At 44.1% G+C, this 12,780-nt stretch carries 14 protein-coding genes; 3 read left to right on the top strand and 11 right to left on the bottom strand.

All coding sequences use genetic code 11. The features are described from left to right. Positions 1-62: 62 nt before the first annotated feature. The 5 genes from PH235_RS12805 to dnaX form a co-directional block, all read right to left on the bottom strand. Positions 63-1,544, bottom strand: coding sequence for an MFS transporter (locus tag PH235_RS12805; protein ID WP_272162714.1), 1,482 nt, complete (start codon positions 1,542-1,544; stop codon positions 63-65). A 457-nt stretch (positions 1,545-2,001) separates the two neighbouring features. Continuing rightward, a complete protein-coding gene (locus tag PH235_RS12810; RefSeq protein ID WP_272162715.1) occupies positions 2,002-2,313 on the bottom strand; it encodes a YaaL family protein in 312 nt (103 codons plus the stop codon). A gap of 31 nt (positions 2,314-2,344) precedes the next feature. Continuing rightward, positions 2,345-2,941: a recombination mediator RecR gene (gene recR, locus PH235_RS12815; protein WP_086630105.1), complete on the bottom strand. Its 597-nt coding sequence runs from the start codon at positions 2,939-2,941 to the stop codon at positions 2,345-2,347. Positions 2,942-3,059: 118 nt separating this feature from the next. Further along, on the bottom strand, positions 3,060-3,374 hold the full coding sequence (locus tag PH235_RS12820) for a YbaB/EbfC family nucleoid-associated protein (RefSeq protein ID WP_086630106.1): 315 nt from the start codon (positions 3,372-3,374) through the stop codon (positions 3,060-3,062). A 65-nt stretch (positions 3,375-3,439) separates the two neighbouring features. Continuing rightward, positions 3,440-5,389 (bottom strand): DNA polymerase III subunit gamma/tau, encoded by a 1,950-nt coding sequence (gene dnaX, locus PH235_RS12825; RefSeq protein WP_272162716.1) that lies wholly within the window; start codon positions 5,387-5,389, stop codon positions 3,440-3,442. 293 nt (positions 5,390-5,682) lie between these two features. Between dnaX and PH235_RS12830 the strand changes: the two genes are divergently transcribed. The 3 genes from PH235_RS12830 (at position 5,683) to PH235_RS12840 (ending at position 8,519) form a co-directional block, all read left to right on the top strand. Continuing rightward, complete coding sequence (locus PH235_RS12830) at positions 5,683-6,531, top strand: VOC family protein (RefSeq protein WP_334223643.1); 849 nt, start codon at positions 5,683-5,685, stop codon at positions 6,529-6,531. A gap of 219 nt (positions 6,532-6,750) precedes the next feature. Beyond that, entirely contained in the window at positions 6,751-7,956 is a 1,206-nt protein-coding gene (locus PH235_RS12835) for an MFS transporter (protein WP_272162718.1), read from the top strand. 2 nt (positions 7,957-7,958) lie between these two features. After that, positions 7,959-8,519, top strand: coding sequence for a TetR/AcrR family transcriptional regulator (locus tag PH235_RS12840; protein ID WP_272162719.1), 561 nt, complete (start codon positions 7,959-7,961; stop codon positions 8,517-8,519). Between the two features lie 117 nt (positions 8,520-8,636). Here the strand turns inward: PH235_RS12840 and PH235_RS12845 are convergent, their stop codons facing one another. From PH235_RS12845 to PH235_RS12870, 6 genes are all read right to left on the bottom strand, one after another. Further along, the gene (locus tag PH235_RS12845; RefSeq protein WP_272162720.1) at positions 8,637-8,885 is read right to left on the bottom strand and encodes a GlsB/YeaQ/YmgE family stress response membrane protein; all 249 of its coding nucleotides are present in this window, start codon (positions 8,883-8,885) and stop codon (positions 8,637-8,639) included. Positions 8,886-9,106: 221 nt separating this feature from the next. Next, the gene (locus PH235_RS12850; RefSeq protein ID WP_272162721.1) at positions 9,107-9,661 is read right to left on the bottom strand and encodes a general stress protein; all 555 of its coding nucleotides are present in this window, start codon (positions 9,659-9,661) and stop codon (positions 9,107-9,109) included. 258 nt (positions 9,662-9,919) lie between these two features. Then, the gene (locus tag PH235_RS12855; protein WP_272162722.1) at positions 9,920-10,966 is read right to left on the bottom strand and encodes an alpha/beta hydrolase; all 1,047 of its coding nucleotides are present in this window, start codon (positions 10,964-10,966) and stop codon (positions 9,920-9,922) included. A 348-nt stretch (positions 10,967-11,314) separates the two neighbouring features. Next, the gene (locus PH235_RS12860) at positions 11,315-11,596 is read right to left on the bottom strand and encodes an aldo/keto reductase (protein WP_272162771.1); all 282 of its coding nucleotides are present in this window, start codon (positions 11,594-11,596) and stop codon (positions 11,315-11,317) included. A gap of 180 nt (positions 11,597-11,776) precedes the next feature. Then, entirely contained in the window at positions 11,777-12,358 is a 582-nt protein-coding gene (locus PH235_RS12865) for a histidine phosphatase family protein (RefSeq protein WP_272162723.1), read from the bottom strand. Between the two features lie 203 nt (positions 12,359-12,561). Then, positions 12,562-12,723, bottom strand: coding sequence for a recombinase family protein (locus PH235_RS12870; RefSeq protein ID WP_272162772.1), 162 nt, complete (start codon positions 12,721-12,723; stop codon positions 12,562-12,564). Positions 12,724-12,780 lie beyond the last annotated feature (57 nt).

Here is a 12,780-nt window from a genome sequence, read left to right on the forward strand (position 1 = left end):
GAATGCAGCCTGGACAATTTGTCCACGACCACATTCTTTTGCATTGCATTCATTCGATTTAATCACTGCTCAATTGCTGCTTTTTTTGCGTCTCTGCGATCTGCCAATTCCGTTTGGATTTCCGCCATGCGCTTGTCATCCAATTCGTAGAATCTCATAGCGATCAGGGAGGCTACCCAGCCCAAGATCATCATGCCGACGAACAAGAACATCGTTACCCAGAAAATCTCTTCGCTCGGTGGCGTGTCCACAGAAGGGAATACTTCTTTGAAGCCGATGTATGCCAATAGTATGCCGATGACTGTTTGTCCAAGAGAAGAAATCATTTTATCAACGAAGGAGAAGATTGTCCCCATCACACCCGGAGCATAACGATCGTTTTTGTATACCTCATAGTCTGTGATATCCGGAATCATCGGGATAACGATTCCTCCTGACACATTCCTCACACCTGTCGCCAAAATATACAGAGTGACGAACGCGATGGACATAGCGTTCATATCCGTCATGCGGATTTGGGTAGGATCACCCAACCAAAGCAACAGGAACATTGCGGCATAGAGGGCGATACACATCCAAGTGGAAACAACGAGTGCCTTTTTGGAGCCAAATTTACGGGCGTAACGCGTCCCGACTTGGATCAGGATCAGAACCGGGATCATCGTGATGGCGGAAATGGAACCATAGACACCAAAGTCACCGATAAGGATACCGAACAGCATGACCATTACGATGGAGTTCCCGGAAACGGTCGCTGCCAACTTATCGGTTGAAGCCGCTACGATCAGCATCTGTAAAGGACGGTTGCCTTTGATGATGTTGAACATATCTTTCAACTTGATGGGTTCTTGTTCGCCACCCGTACCAAAGTTTTCGGTCCTGTCATGTTCCCATAACCCAACTACAGCAAGCGCCGTCATAATTCCGGCAATGATGACCACGGTAATGACAAATTCATGGAAGAAAGATTCTGTGAAGCCGCCATGTTTCGGTACCATATAATTCGATACATACATCGCAGCACCCGCAAACAATAGTGAAGTATAGGACATGTCAAATGTCGAAAACAAAGGACGTTGCTGAGGGTCATTCGTCAAAACCGTCTGACCTGCTTTTGTACATGCCGTCTGGAACGTATAGCCGATGATAAATACAAGATAAAGGAGAATGAAGTAGATCAGACGCAGATTTTCAGGAACCAAGTGCGTCGTGAAGAATATCAATAAGGTAATGATCGTCATTACCCCCCAGCCCATAATCATGAACGGTCTGAATTTGCCCATTTTCCCGTCCGTCTTATCGATCCAGAGCCCGATAATCGGGTCCGTGATTCCGTCCCATATACGGCTCATCGTAATCAGCGTGGATACGATGACGGTCCCCAAGCCTACCACTCCGGTAGCGTAGTAGGATACGTACATCATTAAAAACATAAATATGTTTGTTGCACTGTTATTCAATGCAAAAGCACCGATCTGCCATGTTTTTGCGCGTCTGTAACGAGATTCTTTTGCTATTCTAACTTCTTTTACTGTCGTTTCCAAATGAATACCTCCAATTTTGTATTTCTTGTAATTGCAAATCCTCCAAATAACAGCGTTTACATATCGCGACATGATAACCATAACCGGTCACATTGGCCTCCACCCACAACCTTCCCACAAACCGAGAGTATCCAAGTTTTACGAAACAAAACATAATTGCCCTTACTCGATATAAAGTATCATATTGTAAAACTCGGACCCGATATACAACATAATATATTAAAAGCGCTCCCAAAACAATATAACGCTTTCATTATTTTTGCATGTTTTATTAAATGTTCAAATTTCTGTAATATACCATTGACCTTAAGCCTTTTGTTCAGGATTTTCTTGATTGTGAGTGCACTAGCGAATATAAAGTTAACTTGCGCTGATAATTACCCTTGGCCCGATTTATGCCGTTCTTACTTTTTCACAGCACGACAAAAAAGCCAGACCGCAGCGGTCTGGCTTTTTGTCATTCCGAATGGAAAATGTCTTCGGCGCGGTTCGTGCGCTTGCGCCAACGGAATTGCTTGGCTTTTTTCGGCGCAGAAATGTCCGCTTGGATTTGCCTTTCTTTGGCTTCACGCAGCAGGAACAGATATTTCGCTTCCGCTATCTTCTCAAAGATACGCAATTCTTCCGGCAAATCATAGGCATTCTGCTGCAGTTGAGCCAAGGTAGTGTACTGTTGATGGACATCGCTGATCAAATCGATCAGTTTTTCATCGTATTTCTGCTTTAAGTGTCCCTGCTTCTTGCTTGCGCTGTTCAAATGGAATGCCATTTTTCCGTTCCCCCCGTTGTTACTGCCCTTGTTACAGTTCTCGGCGTCCATCGATGGCACGGAAGAGGGTCATCTCATCCGCGTATTCGATGTCGCTGCCGACCGCTAGGCCGTAAGCCAGACGCGTCACTTTGATGCCCGCCGGCTTGATCAGGCGCGAAAGGTACATCGCCGTCGCTTCCCCTTCGGCTGTCGCATTCGTCGCGATGATGATTTCTTTGACGGTCTCATCCTGCAGCCGTTTGATCAGGCTGGCGATGTTAAGATCTTCCGGTCCGGTCCCTTCCATCGGCGAAAGGACGCCATTCAATACATGGTACAAGCCGTGGTATTCGCGGATTTTCTCCATCGACATGATGTCGCGGGGATTTTCGACCACCAGGATAATGGACTTGTCCCGGGTATTGTCCGCACAGATGTTGCATGGATCTGATTCGGTAATATTACCGCAGATGGCGCACTGGTGTAAATCCCTTTTTGAACGGATCAGCGCGTCCGCGAACGCCAACACAGCCTCCTCATCCATATCCAGACAGAAAAAGGCCAACCGGGCTGCCGTTTTTTGCCCGATGCCCGGCAGTTTCATGAAACTCTCGATTAATTTCGCTATGGGTTCTGGGTATTGCATCTCTATAAAATCCTCTTTTCTTCTCTCAAAAGAAAGGAGGCTGGGACTAAAGTCAACACTGCCCGACTTGTCTCACCCTCGCTCCCTCATTCATTTCGGTTATTGCCTGCAACCTGGCTTAGAAGCCCGGAATCGCACTGGCAAACTTGCCCAATTTGGCTTTCGTTGCTTCATCGATCTTGCTTAGTGCATCATTAGTCGCCATCAGGATCAGATCTTGCAGCATTTCCACATCTTCCGGATCAACCGCTTCAGGTGCGATGACAACATCTGTCACCTTCTTGTTGCCGGTCATCGTGATTTTGACCAAATCATTTGAAGCCGCACCGACAAACTCCGTTATATTGAGTTCTGCTTGTGTCTGCTCCATTTCTTTCTGCATTTTTTGCATTTGTTTCATCATGCCTTGCATATTTCCCATTCCGCCTCGCATTGTATGACTCCCTCTCTGTTTGTGCATTTTATTGTATTTATTTTTTCATTGCTTATTTGTTTCCGTCAGTCCTCGACGACGGTTACGACTTCGTCCCCGAAAAGGCTCAGTGCCTGATCGACGACTTCCTGTTCCTTTTGTTCCTCTATCACGATTGGATCGGTCTCGACCGAAAAATCATCGGCGAAATTCCCGGGGTGATAGTCGCCGCGATAGCCGTCTTCCATTTCTGGCATCGGTGGTTCCGGCGGCAGATCCAGATCGACAGGTTTATCCTTATCGACAGTTGCCGGAGCCGGCTGTTTAGACGCAGCCGATGGTGCCACCGCTTGCTTTGGCGCGGCTTTTTTCGGTTCACCAACGGATTCGGCAGCCGGGCTGTCGTTGCGGTTCTGAATGTAGTTGCGTCGCACCGATGTCCATTGTTCTTCCGTCAAGCACACCAATTCGCCAGGGCGCTGCAGCATCCGCTGCGTTGCCGCATCCACAGCCGCCTGCAGCTCAGCATCTTCCGTCGCTTTTTGGCAAAGGATATCATACTGGAACGACAGGATAAAGCTAGTCGGACTCGCCGCCACCGGATTGGCCTGCTTGAGCACGGCACGCTGGGTGACCGAGAGCACATCCAGGATATCCGTCCAGAAATCCCGGACGCGGGCAAGATCCTGCTTCGTCGCCTCGCCCAAAATCTGGTAAGTCCGCCCCATATTTGGTTTGAATCCGACTGACGTGCTCGATGAACGGACCGTTTCTTTTTTGGCCGGTGCCGCTTTAGCACCTTCCTGGGAAACCGTAAGATTCCCCGAAGCAATCAGTTCCTGCAGCTTCGCAAGTTCTTTTTTGACGAGCTCCAATTCGTGCGCCAGCTTCTGGATTTCTCCGTTCGGTGCCGCTGGTGCACTCGGAGTTGCCGCCGTTGCCGGTGCATGCGCCTTGGATTGGGACAGCTTCACCGCCAACACTTCCAGATAGATGTCCGGTTGCGTCGAGAAGCGCATCTCCCCTTGGGTCTCGTTGAAGGCTTCGATCATCTCGTAGAGGAACGTTGCCGGTGCCTCTTGCGAGAAAGTCTGGAAAGCTTCACTGTATTGTTGCGTATTGTCCGCAAAGGCCTTGCCTTTTGTTTGCTGGTAGACCAGCACATCCCGCGCAAACAGGATCATCTCCTCAAGGAAACGACCGGCCTCTTTGCCGGCACTCAGAATTTCCTGCAGCAGTTGCAGCGCCGATTCCGTCTCTTCGTGCAGCAACGCGCTTGAGAAGGAAATCATCATTTCTTCCGTCAGACTGCCGGACACCTTCACCGCATTTTCGAAAGTGACCGATTCCGAACCGTAGGAAATGATCTGATCGAGCAAGCTGAGCGCATCCCGCATCCCGCCGTTCGCGGAGCGCGCGATGACATGCAGCGCCTGATCATCATAACTGATCTTCTCCTCCTGCAGGATATAGGCCATCCGGTTGATGATGTCCTGATAGGAAATCCGTTTGAAGTCGAATCGTTGCGTCCTGGAAATGATCGTCAACGGAATCTTGTGCGGCTCCGTCGTCGCCAAAATGAAGATGACATTTTCCGGCGGCTCCTCCAGCGTCTTCAAGAGCGCATTGAAGGCCCCGGTCGAGAGCATGTGCACCTCATCGATGATGTAGACTTTGTAGTCGGCTTGGGTCGGCGCATAACGCGCTTTGTCGCGGATGTCCCGGATTTCCTCCACACCGTTGTTGCTGGCGGCATCGATTTCGATGACGTCGTTCAAGCGTCCTTCAGTGATTGCCTTGCACGTTTCACATTCGTTGCACGGCTCCCCGTCGACGCGATGATGACAGTTGATGGCTTTCGCAAAAATCTTGGCTGCACTCGTCTTACCCGTTCCGCGCGGTCCGGTAAAAAGGTAAGCATGGCTCGTTTTCCCCTGTATTAAGGCATTCTTCAGCGTCTGCGTGACCGCTTCCTGACCTGCGATGTCTCCGAACCGCTGCGGGCGCCAAACCCGATATAGTGCTTGATAGCTCATCCTTTTCCCTCTTTCACTTTTGCTTCGTCCATCTATTATAAGGGAAAAACAGTAAAATAGAAAGGCATCACTCTGTGGCTTTCCTGCTTAATATAAGCTTGTATTCTGCTTCGTTTTCGGGGAATTTAACTCAAATAAAATGATTAAATAATAACAGTTGACAAAAAGTAAGCTAGGTATTATAGTGAATCTATCAAATAGTTCGAATTCGTATTAATTAAATTTGTGATACTATTCCGGCAAGAACGAACTTCAAATAAAAACGACAATAGACAATAAAGGGGAAAATGAACATGACAGCATTTTGGGATTTGGGCAAGGTTGCCTTGAAAGTCAATGATCTGAAGAAAATGACGCAATTCTACCAGGAAGCGCTAGGCTTGGATTTAATGGAAGAAAAGGAAAATTCGGTTGTGTTGGGGGTTGCTGCGGACAACACGCCTCTGGTGGAACTGATCAAGCTCCATTCTCCGGCTGCCCGCAAAAGAACGACCGGACTTTTCCACTTGGCGATCCTTTTGCCGACCCGTGCGGACTTGGGATCGTTCCTTTATCATTTACTGACGAAGAAATATGACCTGGAGGGCGCGAGCGACCACGGCTACAGCGAAGCCATCTACTTCCACGATCCGGAAGGCAACGGCATAGAGGTCTACCGCGACAAAGAGCTGTCGGTTTGGGATATCCGTCCGGATGGCAAAATCGAAGGCGTTACCGAAGCGATGGATGCGGATGGCGTAATCGGAGCGATGGTCAAAATTTATGACGGCATCCCTGCCGGTTCAATAATGGGACACGTCCATCTGACCGTTCACGATTTGGTCGAAACCCAGCAGTTTTACGAAAATGTGCTTGGCATCTCATTGAAGTCAGACTTTTTTGGACAAGCAAAATTCTTTGCCGCCGGAAATTACCATCATCACATCGGATCGAACATGTGGGCTGGAAAACATCTGCCTGCTGCTGAAGAAAATCAACCAGGTTTGGCGTACTTCACTTGGGTAGTTGCTGACAGCACTGCCTATGAAGCTTTGAAAGGCAGATTGGTTCAGGCAGAGGTTTCGTTTGAAGAAACGGACAATACCCTTATCTTCAAAGACAACAGCGGCATCGAGATCCACGCTGTCATTCATCAAGGGTAGTACTGACAGTAACCTCTTAAAGCGTAACCGGCGGAAATTCCTGCCGGTTACGTTTTTTTCGATATAATCGAAAAAAACTTATTGGAAAATCAAAAGAAACTGTCATAATTATTTCCAACGCTTTACAAACTGACGGCAGTCAGATAGAATAAACTGACGCGAGTCAGGTAGCGTGCTTGTTAGGGGAATTTTTTATCATTTTGAAAGTGGGGGATATGATTGACTACGATCGCGAATCGACAACCAAAACAAAAATTATGGAGCCGTTCCTTTATTTCTGCTTTGTTAGCAAATGCATTAGTATTTTTAGGATTTGAAATGATGGCGCCCACATTGCCACTCTATGTCTCCAGTATCGGAGGCGAGGCAACACAGATTGGCCTTGTGACAGGGATTTTTGTGATTTCGGCCATTTTGATCCGGCCCTTTACAGGCGTCATGGCTATGAAAATGGACAAGAAATATTTATTAGTGATAGGCGTAGCGATTGGGGCACTTGCAACAGGCAGCTACTATTTAGCGACAGAAGTCTGGGCATTAGTATTGGTTCGTATTCTCCATGGATTCGGTTTTGGCATTACGACGACCTATTTCACAACCATTGCCGCTGAAAACACTCCCGGAGAACGACTGGGAGAAGGGATCGGATATTTTGGTGTAGGAGAAACGACCATGGTTTCCGTTGGACCGCTAATTGGGGTCATGATTCTGGAAATATGGGATTTCAAGGGGCTTTTCTTGAGCGGAATGGCGTTTATGCTGTTGGCGTTGCTCGTTACCTTATTTATATCGCGTAAACCAAATGATTCAAAAGGCTCAGCGAAGAAACCAATACCGTCTATTCAGTTCAAATTAATTGAAAAACGTGTGCTGTTTCAGTCGATGCTTAGTGCCTTGACCGGAATTTCTGCAGGTGGAATCATGTCCTTTATCGCATTATTTGCTGTTGAAAAAGGTCTCGATCAAACGGCTATGTTCTTTACCGTAGTAGCATTAGCAGGACTTGTTGTCCGTATTTTCTCTGGCAGAATCTATGACCATTTAGGACCCATTTATGTGTTAATTCCGTTTGGTTTGGTTGCTTTGGCTGGACTTGTTCTACTTGTGTTTGTGCAAAATGGTATGCAGTTTTTGATTGCAGCATTCCTTTATGGGCTTGGTTTTGGTGCGATTTTCCCTGCCCTTCAATCTTGGTGCATCAGCCTGGTAGAGGAACATGAACATGAGAATGCCGTTGCCTCTTTTTTTAACTTTTTCGATATCGGCATTGGCGTTGGCGCGATGGCGCTTGGTGCACTGGCGCAAGTGTTTGATACCTATGCGGCAGTCTTTTATGTTTCCATTGGTGCCTATGCACTATTCCTATTGCTCTGTATTTTTTACGCTAAAAAACCTCTGGCTTATGTTAAGGAAAGGAGCTTTTAATTTTGAGTAAAGAAAAAATCAAAACAATTGCTACTTCTCATTTTAATGAATTTGGTTATGAAGGCACAAAACTTTCCCAAATTGCAGAAGAAGTAGGCATCCGCAAACAATCACTTGCCTACCATTTCCCCAATAAACGCGTGTTATTTCAAGAAGTTTATAAAGAAGCGGTAGACGACGAGATACAATTCATTCAGCAGTATTTTCAACAACATGGAGAGGAATTGATTGAGCAGCAGCTGTATCAGTTTTTAACGGAACATAAGGAACGCTTTCTAACGAATCCAAATACGAAACTGATGCTGACCATTTCTTTTCTTGTGCCGGATGAGATGCATGAAGATGTTATCCAAAAGCCATATAGATATATAGATGTATTGACTGCTGCATTAGAATCTTGCTTTGCAAAACAAACATTGCGTATCGGAGCGAAAGAGTGTGCGCTAGCTTTTGTCACATTGTTGGATGGCTTGGACGTTCAATTAGTCTATGAAGACAGCCAAAGGTATGAAAAATTACAAGAAATAGCCTGGGATATCTTCTGGACAGGCATCCGTTTATAAACAGTTAAAAAAACACATAATACTGGCAGTACAACCCTACTTGGGTCTGTAGCACCAATATTATGTGTTTTTGAATATGTTCTGACACCTCACGTCTGGTTGATGTGCAGAACAAGCTTATTTTCTCATCGATTTCATAACAAGGGAGACGATGAGGATGAGGATGATAGCTCCTATTAATGCAGGTGCGATATAGAATCCTCCGATTGCAGGTCCCCAAGCTCCGAATAAAGTTACTCCTAACCATGAACCAACAAAACCCGCAATGATATTTCCGATAATGCCACCAGGAACATCTTTACCCAAAAAAGCTCCAGCGAGTGCACCTAAAACGCCACCGACAATTAGAGACCAAAGAAAGTCCATTTTTTACTCCTCCTTCTTAATTAAGAAGCCTGCAGTAACCATGTGTCTATACATTGCTCGTTACACTGCAATTATATAAGGAATGACCCATATTATAAAGTATTTGCACTCGAAGCGAGTTGGTTTCCGAAAGGGAGACTTGAACTTGTCAGATAAAACTCCTACAGCAATTGAAAAACCTCCCGAAGAGTGGATTCGGGAGGTTTTGGTGTTTGCCTTATTTAGCTTTCAATACGTGAATCTTCTTCTGTATCAGTGTTACCTGGAACAATCGTTGTTTCCTGCTCCAGAACATCTTCCATTGACTCAACATCAGGATGAGAATCTGTCTCCGGCGTCTCTTGAAGAATTTGGTTGGACTCAACTGCATTCACCGTATCTGTTGCATCCATATTGTCCAAATTTAATGAGGCTTCTTTATTTAAGATATCGTCCACGATCACAACGATTTCACCGTCATCTAATTGCCTCTGATACCCTTCCAGTAGCGTATCTTCTTCTGGTTCCAAATCAGCATCCTCTTTGTTGCTCGCATAATCACTGCTGGTGAAGATAGGGAAAGCATGCATGATTTTTTCCCAGAGGGTAAGATGCTCGTCGACAGTGTCATCTAACTTTATTGTAGCCTCTGTGGAATTGATCAGTTCATCATACTTCTTAGCTTCATTTGTTATAAGTGTAATATTCGATTCGGTATATCCTTCTTGTCGCAAACCCTCTAAAACAGTATGAACTTCTGAAATGGTACGGTAGGAGCCTTTTACAAACTTAGCCATATTCATTACCTCCACTTTCTTCTTCGTTACGCGGTTACAAACTCATTGTATAGAAAATCAGCTTCACTAGCAAAGATTAACACTTATGGGAAACAAGGAAAGTAGAGAGATATAGCGGTAAATGACAATGTTCTTATTAATAATTTCACAAATATTCCTATACACTTAAGGAGGCATATATTTAGAGACAGTGGGCAACAATAAACGACGGCTAGCCTTTCTGGAAATGGATCCGCATCGGTTCCAGATCATGATAAGTTACTTTTTGAGGAAATCCAGCACATCCTGGTAAACGGTGTCTCTGTTTGTTTCAAATAAGACAGAATGCAGTTTTTCTTCATATTGCTTGATCGAAATGCGCGAGTAACCAATTTTTCTGAGTGTTTGCTCGGTATCCTTCAGCCCCATGTCGCCACCCGTGACAGGGTCTTTTGTACCAGATAGACTTAGAATCTCAAGCTTGGGGTTTTGCACGTTATATTTTTTATATTGCTTGAGATCACTGGCTGCTTCAAACATAGTTAATGCGCCGTTGTTTGTCCATGAAAAATGCATGAGAGGATCCGCACTCATTATTTCATACAAATCCCTATCTGTGGTCACCATGTTTGCCTCAAATGATGATGCTTTATATATAGTGGATCCTCCAATGAGATGGAGGATCTTACTATGATTGTATGCGCCAGAATAAAATGTTGCCCAATTACCGATGAATAATCCAAGCTTTGTCTTATCAATTGATCTTGTAGTTCCTGTCATGACAAGCTTGTCTACTTCGTTGTCATGTTTCTGAAGATAGCATCTTGCAAGGATCGATCCCAGAGAATGCCCTACTATATAGAGTGGTTTATCAGGATATATTTCCTTCGCATATTGGGTCACTCTGTACACATCATCAATCATCTCATCCACACTGTTCATGTGCCCATAGGGATAACTGCGGTTAACTGTTTCCCCATGTCCCCGGAGGTCAGAAATGATTACGGCATACCCATTCTCATTTAAAAAATGCGCAAAGTTATAATATAATTCCTTGTGTTCTGTAGCCCCATGCAAAATTTGAACAATAGCTGTTGGATTATCCATTGTGAACATAGCTGTTGAGAGTTGCATACCGTCATGAGCATTGATGGCTAATTCGATCCTATTCTTCTCTGTTTTAAGGATAGAAGCTGTCGCCTCTTGTTCTTCAGGGCTAATTTTTGTCCTAAAAAACCGTGTTCCCGCTAAAATATTAATCGTTAATAGGCTGATCACTTCCACTTGAAAGAGAGTTCGAACGAGTCTACGGTTGGATTTACTCACTAAAATCATCCTCTCAATAAATTTCAGTAGCAGTAATATTGCAAATGAATACATGAAGCCAACAAAATAAACTGTTCTCTCTGCTGATTTTAGTATATCCCTAACGTGCCCGTATTAAAAACAATAAGTTGGGAGTGATTTGTTATTTAAACAGTAAGCTTTTCATCATTTCAGTCCAACAATGACAGGAGATCGAAGAATCATAGCCAGCACTCTCATGTTATAGCTATGACCGTCTAACTAATGCACCAAGACAAAGTAAAAAAACTGATTAGTTGGATTAATCAGTTTTTTATTTTCATTACATTTATTATCTACTGAATAATTGTTAAATATATTCAGCAGACCTTACTTACCCGTTTTTTTCTTTTGTTCTTGATTATAACGATCTCCTACAATTTCTAATTGATCCACTGCATGGTTAATGTCGTTCAGCTCTTGTTTGCTAAAATGAATGGACGTTGCACCGACATTTTCGTCTATTCGACTCAATTTTGTTGTTCCTGGAATGGGTACAATCCAATCTCTTTGTGCCAATAGCCACGCAAGCGATACTTGTGCAATCGTTGCTTCTTTTTCATTGGCAATTTTTTGTAATAAGTCCAGAACTACTTGATTAGCTTTGAACAGCTGCTAAAGGTTCGACGTGATGTGCACGACAAATTGTTTCTGCACTCCCTCAGATAAACCACAATGCAGAAATTCCCCTTCTTGAGGCAATGACTTTCCTGTCACGACATCAGATGGCAATACCCGATTAACCGCTATCAGCTCAACTTCATCAACCTCATACAATCAATTTAAGGTTAATTAAGACCGTATGCTAAAATCATGGTCGATTACTTCCTGAAAAGTAAATGCTCCTTCGTCATAATCAAAAACTAAAATACTACAATTTCGGGTTTTACCTAATGTACCTGTCCATCTTTTTCTAAACATAGTGCATGCACCACCATGACTTACAGCTAATATATTTTGATGATCTTCTTTCTCCATCAATTCAGTTAATGTCTGAACCATACGATTTTGCACTTCTAAATCAGATTCCCCATTATAATGTGCAAAGAAGTCACCGTAGGTACCCTGATCTGACAGAACCTTAGGATTCAAATCCTCACTTTCACCTTCAAATGTGCCAAAATTCCATTCTTTCAATCCTTTCAAACGTTCATACGGCATGTCCGTGACTAACTCTAAGGTATCCACTGCTCTTTCTTGCGTTGATGAATAGGCATAGTCAAACACAATACCGTTATTTTTAAAATATTGTCTCGCAATTTGTGCTTGCTTAATTCCAACTTCTGTTAATGGAGAGTCGCTTGCACCTTGAATCATTCTTCGGATGTTAAAGAGTGTTTGTCCATGTCTCATTAAATACAATTTTTTTGCCATTTAAATTCTCCTTAAATATTATTTTTTATATGTTTTTTAGATTAAAGTACCCTCACAATAAAACGGAGACTATCTGCTTTGTCTATTCGAGTTAATCATACGGCGCTGGGAGTTAAATATCAATTACCTATATTGGATGCTTAACTATACCTAAAAAGCATAGGGGGAAACGGATGGAATTTAGGCTATTACGTTATTTTTGATTATGTCCTCACGCCCTTCTCGAATAAAAGCTGAATCGTGTTCAACGCGTCTTGGGTGCTCCGAGACAAGCGGTCCAGTTTTGTGATAACTAAAGTATCTCCTGTCTGGATTTCCTGAAGAAATTTTTGAAATTCGGGACCATCACTTTTCGTTCCGGTAATTTTCTAGAAGTAGACCCAATCGCAGCATTCCTCTTCGAGTTGACGCTGCTGGCCGTC

Source organism: Trichococcus sp. K1Tr (assembly GCF_028309625.1).
GTDB lineage: Bacteria > Bacillota > Bacilli > Lactobacillales > Aerococcaceae > Trichococcus.